This window comes from Streptomyces sp. NPDC090083 (assembly GCF_044747445.1).
Lineage (GTDB): Bacteria > Actinomycetota > Actinomycetes > Streptomycetales > Streptomycetaceae > Streptomyces.
Map to the genome: position 1 here is coordinate 255,961 of NZ_JBIVED010000013.1, position 17,851 is coordinate 273,811.

Below are 17,851 nucleotides of genomic sequence, written 5' to 3' on the forward strand. Positions count from 1 at the left end.
CCGGGACTGCGCGGTGAACTCGGCTGAGACATCGGCCGAGTTGGCGTAGACCCGGCACCGCCCGGACCACCGAGGTCGAGGCGCGGCGGTGGAAGATCCAACGGCCGTCACCCGGCTCTGCGCGGGTCCGGAAGATCATGCGAGAGTGGGCCCATGAGGGCACCGGAAGCCATGGCCGTGACAGTGGACGAGGTCGAGGAGGCCGCGACGGAGGGGCTGCGCTGGCTGATCGGGGCGGCGCGGGACACTCCCGGAGGCGGCCTGGCCTGGACGACGAGACCCTCGGACGACGAGCTCAACCCCATGCTCTACAGCGGCACCGCGGGGAACATCCCCGTACTCCTGGAGGCGTGGCGGCACTTCGGCGACGACTCCTACGCGGACGCGGCCCTGCGCGCGGGCCGGAGTCTCGCGGACGCCGTCGACGGCATCGACGGCGACTCCCTCTACTTCGGCCGCACCGGAATGGCCCTCGTCCTGCGCACCCTGCACGAGGAACTCGGCGACCCGGCCGCCGGTGCCGCCGCCGACCACGCGCTGAATCTCGTGCGGTCACGCTTCGACGGGACCCGCTGGGGCGAGCTGTTCGAGCTGATGGGCGGCAACGTGGGGATCGGCCTCGGCGCACTTCTGGCGGGCGACCCCGAACTGGCCCTCCTCGCGGTGGAGCCGTACCTGCGGACCGCGGAGCCGACTCCGGCGGGCGTCCACTGGGCCCACCGCACGGGCGTCGAAGCGCGGCTGCACCACATCTCGCACGGCACACTCGGCATCGTCGTCGGCCTTGCCCGGGTCGGCGCCGCCACCGGCCGCGCGGACCTGGTCGAGCTGGCCCTGGCCGGTGCCGCGGACGTCGTGGCACGCGACGAGGCCGGGCCCGAAGGCTTCCTGGTCCGGCACTCCACCCCGCAGTACCGCCCGGACGTCGTCGAGCGGGTCAGCTACGGCTGGTGCCACGGCCCGGCCGGTGACGCCCAGGTCTTCCGGCTGCTGCGGGATCTCACGGCCGACCCCGCCTGGTCCGTCCTCGCCGACCGCTGCTGGCACACGGTCACCCGCTCCGGCCTGCCCGAGCGGCTGCGCCCGGGCTTCTGGGACAACAACGGCCGCTGCTGCGGCACCGCGGGCGTCCTCGCCCTGGCCTGCGACCGGTTCGCCGAGCAGCCGGAACAGGGGGAGCGGCAGGAGTCGTACGACTTCGCCGCTGTCCTTGTCGCGGACCTCGTCGCCCGGGCGATCCGCGACGGCGACGGCGTCCGCTGGTCCAACGCCGAGCACCGGGCCACCCCGAGCGACCTCGAACCGTGCACGGGGTGGGCCATGGGCAACGCGGGCATCGTCCGCGAACTGCTGCGCTTCGTACGGCTCGGCAGGGGCGGCGACGCCCGCTACGCGTTCGCGTGGCCGGACCAGCCTCAGGTGCGGGTACCGGTCACGCCCCGCAACGGCTAGACGATCCGCGCGACTCCCGCGTAGATCCCGCTGCCCTCGGCGCCCGCCTCCGGCGTCGGAGGGTTCCACTCCGTCGCCGTCACCAGGCCGGGCGCCACCAGGTCGAGGCCGTCGAAGAAGCGCTCGACCTCGGGGCGGGTGCGGAAGCCGAGCTTGATGCCGCCCTTGGCGTACTCGGCGGTGACCTGCGCGGCGAGTTCCGGGTACAGGTCGGACGCGGCGTGCGACAGGACCAGGTAGCTGCCGGGGGGCAGGGTGGCGACGAGGTTGCGGACGATGCCGTGGGCATCCTGCTCGTCCGGGATGAAGTGCATCAGCGCGATCAGCGACAGGGCGATCGGGCGGCTGAAGTCCAGTATGTGGCGGGCGTGTTCGACGATCCGCTCCGGCTGGCGCACATCGGCCTGGATGTAGTCGGTGACCCCGTCGGCGTGGCTGATCAGCAGCGCCTCGGCGTGCCGGAGGACGATCGGGTCGTTGTCCGTGTAGACGACCTTCGCGGTCGGCACGGTCCGCTGGACGATCTGGTGCAGGTTGGGCTCGGTGGGGATGCCGGTGCCGATGTCGAGGAACTGGTCGATGCCCCGGCCCGCCAGCCAGGTCGCCGCGCGGTGCATGAACTCGCGGTTCTGCCGGGCCGCGTCCCTGGCCTCGGGTGGCAGCTTCTCGCCCACGGCCTCGTCGACCGGGTAGTTGTCCTTGCCGCCGAGGAGCCAGTCGTAGACCCGGGCGGGATGCGCCTTCCCGGTGTCGATCTGAGGTGACGGCTGGGGGTCGGACGTCATGGCAACTCCATCGCGCCGGGTGAACGGATCGGGCCGAACTCCCGATCATCGTACTCGCGTGTGACGGGTGTTCCGTGCGGGAGAGGAGGTGATCCTGGGGCGCGGATCAGGCCGCCGGGCGGCCGTGCGGACCGTCGAAGAGGACGGCTGTACGACTCCACGAGGGAGGTGGCGGTGCCGAACAGCAGCCGGCTCGCGACGTGCGGGCCGACGTCCGCCCGTACACCGCCCTCTCGGCCGCCGCCCGGGCCGTCAACTCGGCCACCCGGCGGTCGAGTTCGCGCCGCCGGGCCGGCGCCCGCTGCTCCACCCCGCTGTCGCCGTGATGTCCGAACTCCCGCCGCCCGCAGCCCCGTTCGTGACAGGGCGGGGGACGGGCACGGCCGTGGATGTCACTGTTCCCGCAGATCCTTGATCCGGCGGATCTTGCCGACCGAACGCTCCAGGGTCTCCGGATCGACGATCTCGACGTCCACGGTGACGCCCACGCCGTCCTTCACGCCCCTGCTGATCGCCGCCGCCGCGGCGGCGCGCTGGTCGGGGCCCGTGCCGGGGCGGGCCTCGGCGCGGACCGTCATGTGGTCCATGCGACCGCGGCGGGTGAGCTGGATCGTGAAGTGCGGGGCGACGGCCGGGGTGCGGAGCAGGATCTCCTCGATCTGGCTGGGGAAGACGTTCACCCCGCGCAGGATGATCATGTCGTCGCAGCGGCCGGTGATCTTCTCGATACGGCGGAAGGCCGGGCGCGCGGTGCCGGGGAGCAGCCGGGTCAGGTCGCGGGTGCGGTAGCGGATGATCGGCAGCGCCTCCTTGGTGAGGGAGGTGAAGGTCAGCTCGCCGCTGTCGCCGTCGGGCAGCGACTCGCCGGTGATCGGGTCGACGACCTCCGGCAGGAAGTGGTCCTCCCACACGTGCAGGCCGTCCTTGGTCTCCACGCACTCCTGCGCGACACCGGGGCCGATCACCTCGGACAGGCCGTAGATGTCGACCGCGTGGATGTCCATGCGCTCCTCGATCTCGCGGCGCATCTCCTCCGTCCACGGCTCCGCGCCGAAGATGCCCACCTTGAGGGAGCTGGTGCGCGGGTCGACACCCTGGCGCTCGAACTCGTCGAGGAGGGTGAGCATGTAGGACGGGGTGACCATGATGATCTCGGGCTCGAAGTCCTGGATGATCTGCACCTGGCGGGCGGTCATGCCGCCGGAGGCGGGGATCACGGTGCAGCCCGCGCGCTCGGCGCCGTAGTGCGCGCCCAGACCGCCGGTGAACAGGCCGTAGCCGTACGAGACATGGATCTTGTGGCCGGGGCGCCCGCCGGCCGCGCGGATCGAGCGGGCGACGACGTCCGACCACATGGAGAGGTCGTTCTCCGTGTAACCGACGACGGTGGGGCGGCCGGTGGTGCCGCTGGAGGCGTGCACGCGGCGGACCTGTTCCATGGGGACGGCGAACATGCCGAAGGGGTAGGTGTCCCGCAGGTCGGCCTTGGTGGTGAAGGGGAACCTGGCCAGGTCCTCCAGGGTGCGGCAGTCGGCGGGATGGACACCGGCCGTGTCGAACTTGCTGCGGTACAGCTCCACGTTGTCGTACGCGTGCTTCAACGTCGCCTGGAGCAGGCCGAGTTGGTGCTCGCGCAGCTCCTCGCGGGTCAGGCGCTCGGCGGCGTCCAGCAACCCGTCGGGGAGCGGTTCCCCGAGGCGCGGACTCATGGGCGGCGAAGCCGGTGAGGCCGCGGGGGCTGTCAGGTCGCTGCTCATGGAGACTCCTTCGTCTTCGCGCTGCTGATGCTGCGGCTGCGCCCGCGGAACTCCGCGATCACCTCGTCGCCGCGCAGCACGCTCACGTCGTAGATGCCGCTGCGGCCGAACCGGGTGCGCTCCGTCGCGGTCGCCACCAGGACGTCGCCCTCGTGGGCCGGGGCGACGAAGTCGATGTCCGCCGCGGCGGCCACGGTCACCGGGCCGTGGCTGTTGCAGGCGCAGGCGAAGGCGCTGTCGGCGAGCAGGAACAGATAGCCGCCGTGGGCGATCCCGTGTCCGTTGACCATGGCCGGGGTCACGGTCATGCGGAGCACGGCGGTCCCTGCGCCGTGCTCGACGAGCTCGATGCCCAGAGCCCGGGACGCCTCGTCCGCGGCGAACATGCTCTCCGTCGGACCGGACGCCGTGTTCATGGCCTGCGTCATCATTCCACCACCTTGTGGGCCGACCGAACATTCGGTTAGCGTGCGGCACGGCCAAGTAATCCAGCAACACCACTGCCTGTCAAGAGCCGGCACGCAGGCCCCGGACCAGCTCAGGGCCGCCCGGCTCCCGTCCCGCCGGCCCCACCCGCCGAGGAGACCCCCGATGCCCGAGCCGTCCTCCGACGAGGTCTTTCTGATCGACGGGGCCCGCACCCCGCAGGGCCGCTACGGCGGCGCCCTCGCCTCCGTACGCCCCGACGACCTCGCGGCCCTGGTCGTCGGCGAGGCCGTCCGCCGCGCCGGAATCCCCGCCGAGCAGGTCGACGAGGTGATCCTCGGCGCCGCCAACCAGGCGGGCGAGGACAACCGCGACGTGGCCCGCATGGCCGTCCTGCTCGCCGGGCTGCCGCACACCGTGCCCGGCTACACCGTCAACCGGCTCTGCGCCTCCGGCCTGACCGCCGTGGCCTCCGCCGCCCAGGCGATCCGCGCCGGAGAGGCCGACCTCGTCGTCGCGGGAGGCGTGGAGTCCATGACCCGCGCCCCCTGGGTGATGGCCAAGCCCGGCACCCCGTGGGCCAAGCCGGGCGAGGTGCACGACACCTCGCTCGGCTGGCGCTTCACCAACCCGCGCTTCGCCGCCGAGCAGACCCTGTCGATGGGCGAGACCGCCGAGGAGGTCGCCGCGCTCGACGGGATCACCCGGGCCGACTCCGACGCCTTCGCGCTGCGCAGCCATCAACGGGCCGTCGCCGCCCAGGAGTCGGGCCGCTTCGACCGTGAGATCGTGCCGGTGGCCGTGAAGGGCGGCGAGGTCACCCGCGACGAGGGCCCGCGCGCCGGCACCACGCTGGAGAAGCTCGGCTCCCTGCGCACCGTCTTCCGCGCCGACGGCATCGTCACCGCCGGCTCCTCCTCGCCGCTGTCCGACGGGGCCGCCGCCCTGGTGGTCGCGAGCGGCGCGGCCGTCCGCCGCCACGGGCTCACCCCGAGGGCCCGGATCGTCACCGCGGCCTCGGCCGGTGTCCAGCCGCATCTCATGGGTCTCGGCCCGGTGCCCGCCACCGAGAAGGCGCTCGACCGCGCCGGGTGGGAGAGCGGTGACCTGGACGCCGTGGAGCTCAACGAGGCCTTCGCCGCGCAGGCTCTCGCGGTCACGCGCCGGCTGAAGCTGGACGAGGAGAAGGTCAACGCGGACGGCGGGGCGATCGCGCTCGGCCATCCGCTGGGGTGCTCCGGCGCCCGCATCCTGCTCACCCTGCTCGGCAGGCTGGAGCGGGAGAACGGCAGCCGGGGGCTGGCCACGCTGTGCGTCGGCGTCGGGCAGGGCGTCGCGATGCTCGTGGAGCGGGTGTGAGCGCCCCGACCGGGACCGGCGCACGACCTGTGCGGGGCGAGCGGGGCCGCACGTGGGCCGTCGTTCGAGGGGCGCTGGGCAGCCGTTCGACCGGGAGGTCTTGCCTCGCCGGGGGAAGTCCATCAGACTGGGTACCGAACGAATGGTCGGTAGGGAGGTTGGTGCAGCGATGACCAGCACAGGCACGGAGGCGTCAGCCGCCGGCTGGGACGAGACGCGGCTCGCGGAGCAGTTCGACGCCACGATCGCGAAGGACCAGCGGATCGAGCCCCGCGACTGGATGCCCGACGGCTACCGCAAGACCCTGATCCGGCAGATCGCGCAGCACGCGCACTCGGAGATCATCGGCATGCAGCCCGAGGGCGACTGGATCACCCGCGCGCCCTCCCTGCGCCGCAAGGCGATCCTCTTCGCGAAGGTCCAGGACGAGGCCGGACACGGACTGTATCTGTACTCGGCCGCCGAGACCCTCGGCGCGGACCGCGCGGAGCTGACCGACGCCCTGATCGAGGGCCGCCAGAAGTACTCGTCGATCTTCAACTACCCGACGCCCACCTTCGCCGACGTCGGCGTGATCGGCTGGTTCGTGGACGGCGCGGCGATCTGCAACCAGGTACCGCTGTGCCGCTGCTCGTACGGGCCGTACGCGCGGGCCATGGTGCGCGTGTGCAAGGAGGAGTCCTTCCACCAGCGCCAGGGCTACGAGCTGCTGCTCACGATGATGCGCGGCACGGACGGCCAGCGCGCCATGGTCCAGGACGCCGTGGACCGTTGGTGGTGGCCGTCGCTGATGATGTTCGGCCCGCCCGACGACAACTCGCCCAACTCGGCGCGCTCCATGGCCTGGAAGATCAAGCGGCACAGCAACGACGAACTGCGCCAGCGCTTCGTCGACATGACCGTCCCGCAGGCGCGCAAGCTCGGAGTCACCCTGCCCGACCCGGAGTTGAGCTGGAACGAGGAGCGCGGCCACCACGACTTCGGCACCCCCGACTGGTCCGAGTTGCAGCGCGTGATCAGCGGCGACGGACCGCGCAACGCCGAGCGGGTCTCCCGCCGCCGGGCCGCCCACGAGGAGGGCGCCTGGGTCCGGGAGGCGGCCACCGCCCACGCGGCCAAGCAGGCCGCCCGTGCACAGCAGACCGAAGGAGCGCCGGCATGACGCAGGACTGGCCCCTGTACGAGGTGTTCGTCCGCGGCAAGCGCGGCCTGAACCACGTCCACGTCGGATCGCTCCACGCCGCCGACGACGCCATGGCCCTCACCCACGCCCGCGACCTCTACACGCGGCGCAACGAGGGCGTGTCGATCTGGGTCGTCCGCTCCGAGCACATCGCCGCCTCGACCCGCGACGAGAAGGACCCGTTCTTCGCGCCCAGCGCCGACAAGGTGTACCGCCACCCCACGTTCTACGACATCCCCGACGACGTCCCCCACATCTAGGAGCAGGGAATGAGCGACGACCACGTCTATCTGTCCCTCGCCGAGGGGCACGACGACGGCGACGCCCGCTGGGCGTTCGGCACCGGCTTCGAGGACCCGCTGTTCGGTGTCGACCAGACCGTCCCGGAGGGCACCGACTCCGTCCAACTGGCCGCACTCTGCCTGGCACTCGGCGACGACGCCCTGGTCAGCGCCCAACGGCTGGCCCAATGGTGCACGGCCGCACCGGAGTTGGAGGAGGAGGTGGCCCTCGCCAACATCGGGCTCGACCTCCTCGGCCAGACCCGCCTGCTCTACGCCCGCGCCGGCCAGGTCGACGGCACCGGACGCGACGAGGACGCCTACGCCTACCGCCGCGACGCCGACGCCTTCCGCAACGTACGGCTGGCCGAACTCCCCAACGGGGACTTCGCGTTCTCCATCACCCGGCTCCTGGTGCTGTCCTCATGGCGGCTCGCCCTCTTCGAGCGGCTCGCCGGCACCGCCTCGGACCCGGTGCTCGCGGCCATCGCCGCCAAGGGCGTCAAGGAGCTCGCCTACCACCGCCAGTACGCCGCCGAATGGGCCGTCCGGCTCGGCGACGGCACCGACGAGTCGCACCGTCGGATGCGGGACGCGCTGACCGCCGTGGCCCCGTACATCGACGAACTCCTCACGGGCGACAACGAGTTGAGGGCCGAGGTGCTCGCCGTGCTCCGCCAGGTCACGGACGCCGCAGGGCTCGGCCTCCCCGAGGCGGCACCGGTCCCCGGACACGGTCGCGACGGCGACCACACCGACCACCTGGCCCCGCTGCTGGCCGAACTCCAGAGCGTGGCCCGCGCCCACCCGGAGGCGACATGGTGACCACCCTGCCCGACACGCGGCGCGCCCGGAGCATCGCCGCGCGGGTCCCCGACCCCGAGATGCCCATGCTCACGCTGGCCGACCTCGGCGTCCTGCGCGAGGTCGAGGTCGGCGCGGACGGCACGGTCGTCGCGAGCCTCACGCCCACGTACTCGGGCTGCCCCGCCATGGCCGAGATGCGCGCCGAAGTCGCCGCACGGCTGCGGGACGCGGGGTACACGCGGGTCGAGATCCGCACGGTCCTGACCCCGCCCTGGAGCAGCGACTGGATCACCCCGGCCGGCCGCGCCAAGCTCGCCGAACACGGCATCGCGCCGCCCGGCGCCGCCCCCCGGGGGCCGGTCCGGCTCACGCTGTCACCGACCCGCCGTACGGTGTCCTGTCCGCGCTGCGGCTCGGCCGACACCGAGGAGACCTCGCGGTTCGCCGCGACCTCCTGCAAAGCCCTGTGGCGGTGCCGCGCCTGCCGCGAGCCGTTCGAGTACGTCAAGGAGATCTGATGGCGAGCCTCCGCCAGCCGCTCGCGGACAGCCCCCGACACCCACTCAGCGTTCAACTCCCGCCCGTGGAAAGGACGGTGGACCAGTGACCGCCCCGGCCCCCACCACCCCCGCCCGCCCGGCGCGCCGCCGCCCGGCCTTCCACGCCCTGCGGGTCGCCTCCGTCGAGCCGCTCTGCGAGGACGCCGCCGCCATCGGATTCGACATCCCCGAGCACCTCGCGGAGGAGTTCGCGTACCGGCCCGGACAGTCGCTCACCCTCCGCCGCGAGGTCGAGGGCCGCGACGAGCGCCGCTCGTACTCCATCTGCTCCCCGGCCGGAGCGCACCCCCGCATCGGCGTACGGGTCGTCCCCGGCGGCCTGTTCTCCTCCTGGCTCGTCAACGACGTACGGCCCGGCGACACCGTCGAGGTGATGGCCCCCACCGGCGCCTTCACCCCCGACCTCACCCGCCCCGGCCACCACGTCCTCATCGCCGCGGGCTCCGGCATCACCCCGATGCTCTCCATCGCCGAATCCGTCCTCGCCGCCGACCCCCGCTCCCGCGTCACGCTCTTCTACGGCAACCGGCGCAGCGCCACCGTGATGTTCGCCGACGAGCTGGCCGACCTGAAGGACCTCCACCCCGGTCGTTTCCAGCTGGCGCACGTCCTGTCCCGCGAGCCGCGCGAGGCCGAGATCCTCTCCGGCCGCCTCGACGCCGACCGGCTCGCCGCGCTCGTGGACGCCCTCGTCGACGTGGACACCGCCGACCACTGGTGGCTGTGCGGCCCGCACGGCATGGTCCGCGACGCCCAGCAGGTCCTCACCGGCCTCGGCGTCCCCGCCGACCGCGTCCACCAGGAGCTGTTCTACGCCGACGACGAACCCGTCCGGCCGAACCGCCACGTCGACACGGCCTACGACGGCCCGGTCAGCCAGGTCACCGTCACCCTCGACGGCCGCACCACCGACTCCGCCCTCCCCAGGGACATGTCGATCCTCGACGGCGCCCAGAAGACCCGCCCCGACCTGCCCTTCGCCTGCAAGGGCGGCGTGTGCGGCACCTGCCGCGCGCTGGTCACCGAGGGCACCGCGGACATGCGCCGCAACTACGCCCTCGAACCCGCCGAGGTCGACGCCGGTTACGTCCTCACCTGCCAGACCTTCCCGGTGTCCGACACCCTCGCCGTCGACTACGACAGCTGAGGCCGCCCGGGGCGACGCCGGGTTCGGGTGAGCGGGGTGACGTGCGGCGCGGGCCGGGAGTGATCCCGGCCCGCGCCGCGTTCGGCGGGGTTCGGCGGCCGGCGGTCAGCCGAGCAGCTTGGCCGCCAGGGTCGCGGCGTTGTACGAGCCCCAGCCGCTGGTGAAGTCCCAGCCGGTGGCGGCGGAGTAGGCGCCGTTGCTGCCACTGGTGATGTCGTGGAAGCCGGTGCCGTTCGCCGTGTAGAGCGCGGGGTTGGCGAAGCCGAGGTCGGCCTTGCCGGAGGCCGCGGCCTGCTGGTTGTAGAGCGCTCCGAACGCGGCCCACTCGGGCGCGGCGGCGCTGGTGCCGCCGACCGAGGTCCAGCTGCCCTGCGAGTAGATCGAGACGCCGGGGCTGGGGTTGGCGTGCGCGGAGACGTCCGGGACCTGGCGGTAGCCGCCACCGGCGCTCTTCTGCACCGCGGTCTGCCAGCTCGGGATCTTGAAGACGGAGGACTTGCCGCCGCCGCCGCCGGACCAGGCGACCTCCTTGCTGAACGCGTTGGACGAGGTGACGGTCAGCTTGGTGCCGCCGACGCCGGTGACGTACGGGTCGCTCGCCGGGTAGTCGACGGTGGTCGTGCCGTTGCCCGCGTCGTCCGAACCGTCGTCGCCCGAGGCCGCGTAGAAGCCGAGGCCCTCGGCCGCGCCCGCCTTGAACACGGCGTCCACGGCGTTGATGTTGGAGGTGGTGCGCTGGCTCTCGGACGCGCCCCAGCTGATCGAGGTGGTCGGGATGCCGCTGTCGACGATCGCCTGGTAGGTGTCGACCTCACCGGCGTCGGAGTTCGGGCCCTCGAAGACGGTGACGTTCGCCTTCGGGGCGATCGCGTGCAGGACCTCGATGTCCAGCTCGACCTCCACCTGACCGTCACCGAGCGCACCGGAACCGCCGTCGACCTTCGAGACGGTCGGAGTGGGGGAGCCCAGGCTGTAGTTGGTGTCGTACTTGGTGATGTTGGACTGCTGGAAGCCGTCGAACTCCAGGAGCGCGATCTTCTGGCCGCTGCCGGTGTACGTGCCGGAGACGTTGTAGCCGCCCTTGAGCTGCGCCGGGGTGTAGCCGCCGCCGGGGCCGTTGCGCGGGGCGACGGTGCGGGTCGCCTGGTGGTGCAGCTGGGCGCGGTTGTTGAGGCCGGTCACGTCGCTGACCAGTCCGGCGATGCCGGCCGGCAGGGTCGGCGCGGTCTCGTTGGCGTAGAACGCGCGGCCCGTCCTGGCGTCCTTCCACGTCGACAGCTTGGTCCCGAACGCCTTCTCCAGCTGCGCGGCGGTGCCGGTGGCGTCGACCAGCAGGTTGCCGGAGTGGACCTTGCCGACGGTCAGGCCCTGGGCGCGCAGGTACTCCTTGACCTGCGTCACCTCCGCGTCGGTCCGGCCGAACCGGGCCGCGAACTGGGCCTTCGTCAGATAGTGGCCGTACGAACTCGACCGCGGGTCGCTCACGCGGGCGATGAAGGTGTCGAGACCCTTGTCGTTTCTCGGGGTCAGGCTGATGGCCACCGCTATCCGCTTCGTGGCGGAGACGGCGCCGGTGCGGGCCGCGTCGTGGTTCAGGCCCTTGAGGACATCTCCCGTGATGGCGGCCCGAGTCGTGTGCGGCTGCGCGGCGGCGTAGGCGCTGGGGACGGCTGCGGCGAGCAGTGCCGGTACGGCGACCAGGCCGACCAGCTTCAGACGTGAGGTCACTGAGGTCCTCCGAGGAGTGGGGGGTTGCTGTCCCGGAAGCGGAACGGATTCACCGTAGGAACACCGACCCCACCCGCATAAGCGGGGGAACCCTTGCCGTGTGTGTTAACCGCGGATGTCGCATGAACCGCGGATGACAGGTCAGCGGCGGTTGTCGGGCGTCCGCGGAGCCCTGACCCGACCGGGCTGATTGATCGTCACCGCCGGTGTGGTGAGCCGCTGTTGGTCGTCGTCGCCGACGCTCACGGCCGCCGCGCCGGACGCGATGACGGCGACCGCCATCGCGTGGGCGAGCGCGGTGCGGGACCGGACGCCGACCTTGCGGTAGACCCGCGAGAGGGTGCCCTCGACCGTCTTGACACTGATGAACAGCTCAGCGGCGACCTCCCTGTTGGTGGCTCCGCCGCCGACCAGCTCGGCGATCCTCGCCTCCGTGGGCGTGAGTTCGGGACGCCCCTCGCCGTCCCGGTCGCCGGCCTCCAGCCGCGCCAGCTCGTCCCCGGCCCGCGCCGCCAGCGGAGCCGCCCCGATCCGCGTCGCCGTCTCCAACGCCTCACCGAGCGCGGTGCGCGCCGCGTTGCGGTGCCGGGCCCGCCGCTCCACGGCGCCGAGCGCGATCAGGGTGCGCACCAGGTCGACCGGCAGGGGGAGCCGGCGCAACCGGTCCACGGCGGCCCGCAGCCGGACCGCCCCCTCCTTGGCCCGGCCGAGCCCCGCCTCGCGCAGCCCCTCCGCCCGCTCCAGCGCCGCCAGGACACTGCCGGGCGCGTCGACCGGCACCCGCTTCCGGGCCTCGTCGAGCACGGCACCGGCCTCGTCCGTCCCACCCAGCACGACGAGGGCCTCGGCCAGGTCGCCGTACCAGTGCAGCAGGGGCGGATCGGCGGCGGACATGGCCGCGCCGAGCTCCTTCGCACGGTGCAGCGCCTCGACCGCGGCGGCCGCTCCCCGCGGGTCACCGACGAGCAACTCGGCCTGCCCCAGCACCGCCAGGGCCCGCAGCAGGAACAGCCGGTCACCGTCCGCCTCCGACGCCCGCACCGCCTGCTCCGCGAGGTGCCGCGCCTCGTCGGCGGTCCCGCCCGCGGTCGCCGCGAGCGCCGCCGCGTACAGCGCCGGAGCGGTCTGTACGCCGGTGTCGGCGACGGCGCGGGTACAGCGGGCGGCGGTCTCCAGGGCCGCCCGGCAGTGTCCGGCCCGCACCTGGATGCGGGTGAGCGCGACGAGAGTCGCCATGACCTCCTCGACCCCGGCGAACTCCCCGATCTCCGCGAGGAGTTCGGTGACCCGCTGCTGAGCCTCGACGACCTTGTCGGAGTCCAGCGCGAGGATCGCCCGCATCCGGATCAGCCCCCAGCTCTCCGGTCCGGCCCCGGCACCACCGGCCAGCGCGAGGGCCTCCTCCAACGCGGCGTCGGCGGCGACCGGTTCACCGCCCAGCGAACGCACCCGGGCGAGCGTCGCGAGCGCCCCGACCCGGGTCTCCGTGTCACCGGCCACGGCCGCCTGCCGCGCCGCCCGCCGGGCATGCCGGGCCGCGACCGCCAACTCCCCGCACAGCAGGCCCCGTACAGCCGCCCAGTGGTGCAGCCAGGCCTCGGCCTCCGGGTCTCCGGCGGCGTCCCGCAGCCCCTCCTCGATCAGCGCGTGCGCACCCTTCAATGCCTGGCCCGCGTTCCGCAGCAGGACCACACGCGCCCGCACCCGCTGCCGCGCGGAACCCGCCCCGGCGAGCACCGTCTCGGCGGCCTGCCCCGCCTCCTCCAACTGACCGGCGTCACACGCGTACTCGGCCGCCGCCAGCAAGCGGTCGGCCCGCTCCGCCGGGCGGTCGCCGGGAGTGCGCCGGACCGCGAGGGCGGCCAGTTCGAAGGCGGTGTCGGGTGCGCCGTCCCGCCGCGCGGACTCCGCCGCCGACATCAGCGTCCGCGCGGTGGTCTCCTCCTCGTACGGGTGGGCCAGCGCCAAGTGCCGTGCCCGCTCGACGCGTTCGGTGACCGCGCCGGCCAGCAGCGCGTGCGCCTGCCGCCGTTCGTGCTCCGGAGCGTCCGCGTGCACGGCGGCCCGGACCAGCGGATGCCGGAAGCGTACGGTCCCGTCGGCGTCGGCCGCCGCGACGCCGAGCCGCTCCGCCTCCGCGAGATCCTCGGCGGAGTGACGGAACCCGGCGGCGCGCAGCAGCGTAAGTGTGGGACGGGCGGCGGTACTTGAGACGAGCAGGGTGCGGCGCGCGGACTCCGGCAGGGTGCGCACCCGGTCCAGGAGCAGGGCGCGCAGCCGTGGGGGCACGGGCAGGCTCCGGCCCGGGCCCACGGCCGTTCCGTCGCGCGGGGCCGTCCGCCCCAACTCCAGCGCGTACCAAGGATTTCCGGCCGCCGTGTCCTGCACGGCCCGCACCACCGCCGGTGGCAGTTCGGGGTCCAGAAGCCGTGCCACCTCGTCGTCCGCCAGCGGCGGAACGGTCAGCTCGACGGTGCCGGGAGGGCAGCAGTGCTGCCGCTCGGGCTGCCCACCGTCCGGCACCCGCTCGGCGGCCACCACCCGTATGTCGAGGCCCTCGATGCGCCGTACGACGAAGGCGAGCACCTCGGCGGTCGGTTCGTCGAACCACTGGAGGCCGTCGAGGACCAGGAGTACGGGCCCTGTGGCGGTCAGCGCGCGCAGCACGTCGAGAACGGCGACGCGGACGGCGAGTTCGCTCCGGCCGCCGGCCGGTGTCCCGCCGCGCAGCAGGGCTGTCCGCAAGGCGGTGCGGGTTTCGGGGGCCAGGCCCTCCAGGCAGCTCTCCGGCACGCGTGCGAACAGGTCGACGAGACCGGCGTACGGGAGCCGGGCGTCATCCTCGGCGGGGGAGCAGTGCAACACCGTGACGGGCGGCTGGACCTGGGCGGCCGAGGACGCCACGAGGGCGGCCAGCGCCACGGATTTGCCGATCCCGGCGGGGCCGTACAGCAGTACTCCGTGACGGTCCGTCAACTCGGCTCGGGCGGTGTCGAGCAGCTCGCGGCGCCCGGTCAATGACCGTCCGTCCACGGCGAGTCCAGGGACGCGCCGCCGCCGCGGCCGAGCGTGGGGCAGTCGCAGAGGCGGTAGGAGCAGGTCTCCGGGGATCTCGGCATGTGTTCATGACAACCGTTCCGGATTGACCTTGTCAATGACGGTCGCGCGCCCGCGGATCTCCGTCGGCGCCTCGCCGTCAGGGCAGGGCAGGGCAGGGCAGGGCGCGGCACGGCACCCGCGCCCACGGCTGCGTTCCGTCAGACGGTCGGCATCGTGCGGATCGCCGCGATGTCGAACTGGAGGCGCACCTTCTCGCTCACCATCGCTCCGCCTTCCGCCAGACGGGAGTTGTAGGTCAGTCCCCACTCGGAGCGGTCGATGGTGGTGGTGCCGTCGAAGCCGACGCGCTCGACGGCGAACGGGTCGGTGACATGGCCGATATAGGTGAGTTCCAGGACGACGGGACGGGTGACGTCCTTGATGGTGAGATCACCGAGCATGCGGTAGACGTCGTTGCCGGCCAATTGGACCGCGGTACTGGCGAAACGCATCCGGGGGAAGGTCGCCGTGTCCAGGAAGTCACGTCCGACCAGGTGGGCGTCGCGCTGTTCCACACCGGTGTCGACACTCCCGGTGGACACCACGATCTCGGCCTGCGAACGAGCCGGGTCACGGCCGTCGAAGTAGAGCCTGCTTTTGTATTCGGCGAAAGAACCGCGCACGGTCGTCACCATCGCGTGCCGGACCGAGAAACCGATCCGGCTGTGCGCGGGGTCGATCATCCACTCCCCGGTCAGCGCCGCGAGACCGGGATCGGGCAGGCCGGAGGGGGTGAACGCCGGTGGGGCGGCGGGGCGTTGCGGGACGGCGGGGGTTGCCGGGCGGCGGAGGGGCGCAGCACGGTTGAACAGGTTCATGTGTCACGTAGTTACTCCACGCCTGATAGCGCCGCAAGCCTTCGCCCTGGGCCGCCGACAGCGCGAATCGGCACTGACACGGTTAAATACCGCCACCTCGCGGGCAGTTACCACATCTCCCACACATATTCGTCACGCGCCGGTCGGGAGGCAATCGGTCCGCAAGGCGTGAATTCCCGCGCATTTCCCGGTTCAGCGCACCGGGAACCCGAACGAATAACCCTGCTGCTTCAACCACGGCAGGATCTCGCGCAGCGCCGCCACGGTCTCCGAACGGTCGCCGCCCGCGTCGTGGAACAGGACGGTCGGCCCGTTGGGCAGTTCGCTCTTGACGGTGGCGATGATGGCGTCCGTACCCGGGAGTTCGAAGTCCTTGGAGTCGACGTTCCACCCCAGCGGACGCATCCCCTGCGAGGCGGCGAGATGGCGGCTGTACGGCGTGAACGCACCGCCCGGCGCACGGTAGTACTGCGGCCGGACGCCCCCCGACGCCTTGGTGATCATGCGCGCGGCGTCCAGGATCTCCCGCGACTGATAGGCCTCGGACTTCTTGTCCATCGCGGTGTCGTGCGAGACGGTGTGGTCGCACAGCCGGTGTCCGGCCGCCACGACCGCCTTGACCAGGTCGGGGTGGGCCTCGGCCTCCGGGCCGATCATGCAGAAGGTGGCCTTCACCCCGTACTCCTTGAGGACCTGGAGCACCTGCGGGGTCCAGGTCGGGTCCGGGCCGTCGTCGATGGTGATGTTGACGCCGTGGGCGCCCTGGTCGGAGGCGTGCACGATCGCCTCGGAGACGGTGGCCCGGACGGGGGCCGCGCCCGCCGCGGCGGGACGCCCGGAGCCCTTGGCGGCCTGCCCGTCGACGACACCGGCCTGCGCGGTCCACACCGAGGTCGCCGCCGCCACCGCGGTCACCCCGACCGCCGCCGCGACGACCCGCCCGTACCAACCCCGCCCACCGTGCCGTGCCATCTCAGCCCTGCCCTTGTCCCGTTCGAACGACTCCGTGCATTCGTCAGGACGGGATAAAAGCGGGGGAGGATCCGCCTGTTACCGATCACGGACAATTTCGCCGGAGTTCCGGGACGATCAACGAGCGGGCGCTCAGGAGGTTTCGCTACCGCAGCGCCAGACGACCGCGGAAATCCTCCGGTACCGGGGCGAAGCGGAGCGCCATCCTCAGTTCCTCGGGGCGGTCGACGGTCAGCCGGTAGCGCGTGCACAACAGGTGGCACAGGCCCATCAGTTGGACCGTTCCGATGCTCGCGCCGACACATTTCTTGGGCGCCCACCCGAACGGCACATAAGAGGTGCGGCCCGCCGGCCCGTGCGGCGCGCCCGGCAGGAAACGGTCCGGATCGAAGACATCCGGCTGCTTCCACACCCGCTCGTCACGGTGGATGAGATGCGGGCTCAGCAGATACCAGTCACCGGGCTCCAGCCGGGTCTTGCCGAAGTCGAAGGAGAACTGGTTGCGCCGTACCAGCAGCAGCGGCGGGCTCCACAGCCGCAGCACCTCCTTCACGAACCGGTGCGTCACCGGCGCCGCGTGCGTCGGAGCCGTACGGAACTCCACCGGGTCCACGGCGGCCAGCTCCTCGGTGAGCCGCTCCTGCCACTCGGGCTGCCGGACGAACTCGTACAGCAGACTCGCGGCGGCCGTGCCCGGGGGGCCGCCGATCGCGGTGAGGACGGTGGTCACCACGTCCAGCGCGCGGTCCATGCCGAGTTGGGGCAGCAGGTCGACGAACGGATCGGCGAGATCGAGCTCGCGCGGCCGTTTCCCGTGCGCGCGCTGCCGCAGCACCCGGCGCACCACGAGTCCGGACCGCAGCTGCACGCCGACGAACCGCAGGTGGTGCACCAGCCCGGCGGGAGTGGGCGAGACGAGGCGCAGCAGCTTCATCTCCAGGTCACGGCGCACCAGTTCGGCCTCGTCCTCGGTGAGACCGGACAGCGCGACCGGCAGCATGGACCGCAGCGCCACGTCCTGGGTGAGCATGACCAGGTCGACGTCCTCGCCGAGCCGTTCGTCGACGATGCGCTCCATGCGGTCGAGCAGCGCGCCGTGGTGTTCCGCCGTCGCCAGCGTGTGCAGTCGGGTGAGCCACGCGGAACGGATCGTGCTCCAGCGCACCTCGGTGCTGTGCCGTCGCCGCAGCATGTCGATCAGCCGGTCGTGCAGGACGAACCGGCGCCAGTTCGTGGCGCTGACCCGGCGGGCCGCCTCCGGCTCGAACACGCCGAGTCGGGTGTCGTCGACCCAGAAGATCCCGTCCTCGGCCGCGCTGCGCGCGCGGATCGCGTGCAGGAAGTCCTCGGGGTGCTGCGGGGTGGTCATGGTGAGCGTCCCCTCGTGGGGCGCGGGGAGCCGGCCGCTGGGCGGTTCCCCGCGCCGGGCCGGTCAGATGTGGTGGTACAGGTACCAGAACTGTCCGTACGAGCCTCG

16 protein-coding genes are annotated in these 17,851 nt (G+C 72.5%); 8 read left to right on the top strand and 8 right to left on the bottom strand.

What is annotated here, in order from left to right:
• Positions 1-153 precede the first annotated feature (153 nt).
• Positions 154-1,452, top strand: a complete 1,299-nt coding sequence (locus tag ACIPTO_RS35875; RefSeq protein ID WP_401199037.1) for a lanthionine synthetase LanC family protein — start codon at positions 154-156, stop codon at positions 1,450-1,452.
• Here ACIPTO_RS35875 and ACIPTO_RS35880 read toward each other — a convergent pair.
• The gene (locus tag ACIPTO_RS35880; RefSeq protein WP_401199039.1) at positions 1,449-2,237 is read right to left on the bottom strand and encodes an SAM-dependent methyltransferase; all 789 of its coding nucleotides are present in this window, start codon (positions 2,235-2,237) and stop codon (positions 1,449-1,451) included. The two genes, ACIPTO_RS35875 and ACIPTO_RS35880, sit on opposite strands and share 4 nt — an antisense overlap.
• A gap of 200 nt (positions 2,238-2,437) precedes the next feature.
• Here ACIPTO_RS35880 and ACIPTO_RS35885 point away from each other — a divergent pair, with 200 nt between their 5' ends.
• Positions 2,438-2,563: a hypothetical protein gene (locus ACIPTO_RS35885; RefSeq protein ID WP_401199041.1), complete on the top strand. Its 126-nt coding sequence runs from the start codon at positions 2,438-2,440 to the stop codon at positions 2,561-2,563.
• Between the two features lie 66 nt (positions 2,564-2,629).
• Here ACIPTO_RS35885 and paaK read toward each other — a convergent pair whose 3' ends face one another.
• Both paaK and paaI read right to left on the bottom strand, forming a co-directional pair.
• Complete coding sequence (gene paaK, locus ACIPTO_RS35890) at positions 2,630-3,994, bottom strand: phenylacetate--CoA ligase PaaK (protein WP_401199043.1); 1,365 nt, start codon at positions 3,992-3,994, stop codon at positions 2,630-2,632.
• Positions 3,991-4,422: a hydroxyphenylacetyl-CoA thioesterase PaaI gene (gene paaI / locus ACIPTO_RS35895; protein ID WP_366320641.1), complete on the bottom strand. Its 432-nt coding sequence runs from the start codon at positions 4,420-4,422 to the stop codon at positions 3,991-3,993. Before paaI ends, paaK begins: the two co-directional genes overlap by 4 nt.
• A 163-nt stretch (positions 4,423-4,585) precedes the next feature.
• On the opposite strand from paaI, the gene ACIPTO_RS35900 reads away from it, so the two are divergent.
• The 6 genes from ACIPTO_RS35900 (at position 4,586) to paaE (ending at position 9,757) form a co-directional block, all read left to right on the top strand.
• Positions 4,586-5,779, top strand: a complete 1,194-nt coding sequence (locus tag ACIPTO_RS35900) for a thiolase family protein (protein WP_401199045.1) — start codon at positions 4,586-4,588, stop codon at positions 5,777-5,779.
• Between the two features lie 169 nt (positions 5,780-5,948).
• Positions 5,949-6,941 carry a 1,2-phenylacetyl-CoA epoxidase subunit PaaA gene (paaA, locus tag ACIPTO_RS35905; protein WP_366320239.1) on the top strand — a complete coding sequence of 331 codons (993 nt, stop codon included), beginning with the start codon at positions 5,949-5,951 and terminating at the stop codon, positions 6,939-6,941.
• Positions 6,938-7,222, top strand: coding sequence for a 1,2-phenylacetyl-CoA epoxidase subunit PaaB (gene paaB / locus ACIPTO_RS35910; RefSeq protein ID WP_019075091.1), 285 nt, complete (start codon positions 6,938-6,940; stop codon positions 7,220-7,222). Before paaA ends, paaB begins: the two co-directional genes overlap by 4 nt.
• 9 nt (positions 7,223-7,231) lie before the next feature.
• Positions 7,232-8,068 (top strand): 1,2-phenylacetyl-CoA epoxidase subunit PaaC, encoded by an 837-nt coding sequence (paaC, locus tag ACIPTO_RS35915; protein ID WP_401199048.1) that lies wholly within the window; start codon positions 7,232-7,234, stop codon positions 8,066-8,068.
• Complete coding sequence (gene paaD, locus ACIPTO_RS35920; RefSeq protein ID WP_401199050.1) at positions 8,062-8,568, top strand: 1,2-phenylacetyl-CoA epoxidase subunit PaaD; 507 nt, start codon at positions 8,062-8,064, stop codon at positions 8,566-8,568. The genes paaC and paaD overlap by 7 nt, the downstream gene beginning before the upstream one ends.
• Positions 8,569-8,653: 85 nt before the next feature.
• Positions 8,654-9,757, top strand: a complete 1,104-nt coding sequence (paaE, locus tag ACIPTO_RS35925) for a 1,2-phenylacetyl-CoA epoxidase subunit PaaE (RefSeq protein ID WP_366320232.1) — start codon at positions 8,654-8,656, stop codon at positions 9,755-9,757.
• A 105-nt stretch (positions 9,758-9,862) separates the two neighbouring features.
• On the opposite strand, the gene ACIPTO_RS35930 is transcribed toward paaE, so the two are convergent.
• From ACIPTO_RS35930 to ACIPTO_RS35950, 5 genes are all read right to left on the bottom strand, one after another.
• Positions 9,863-11,485 carry a S53 family peptidase gene (locus ACIPTO_RS35930; RefSeq protein WP_366320230.1) on the bottom strand — a complete coding sequence of 541 codons (1,623 nt, stop codon included), beginning with the start codon at positions 11,483-11,485 and terminating at the stop codon, positions 9,863-9,865.
• A 141-nt stretch (positions 11,486-11,626) separates the two neighbouring features.
• Positions 11,627-14,503 (bottom strand): AAA family ATPase, encoded by a 2,877-nt coding sequence (locus tag ACIPTO_RS35935; RefSeq protein WP_401199053.1) that lies wholly within the window; start codon positions 14,501-14,503, stop codon positions 11,627-11,629.
• 239 nt (positions 14,504-14,742) lie between these two features.
• On the bottom strand, positions 14,743-15,402 hold the full coding sequence (locus ACIPTO_RS35940; RefSeq protein WP_401199055.1) for a YceI family protein: 660 nt from the start codon (positions 15,400-15,402) through the stop codon (positions 14,743-14,745).
• A gap of 192 nt (positions 15,403-15,594) precedes the next feature.
• Positions 15,595-16,374, bottom strand: coding sequence for a polysaccharide deacetylase family protein (locus tag ACIPTO_RS35945; protein ID WP_401199057.1), 780 nt, complete (start codon positions 16,372-16,374; stop codon positions 15,595-15,597).
• 145 nt (positions 16,375-16,519) lie between these two features.
• The gene (locus ACIPTO_RS35950; RefSeq protein ID WP_401199059.1) at positions 16,520-17,743 is read right to left on the bottom strand and encodes a cytochrome P450; all 1,224 of its coding nucleotides are present in this window, start codon (positions 17,741-17,743) and stop codon (positions 16,520-16,522) included.
• Between the last annotated feature and the right edge of the window lie 108 nt (positions 17,744-17,851).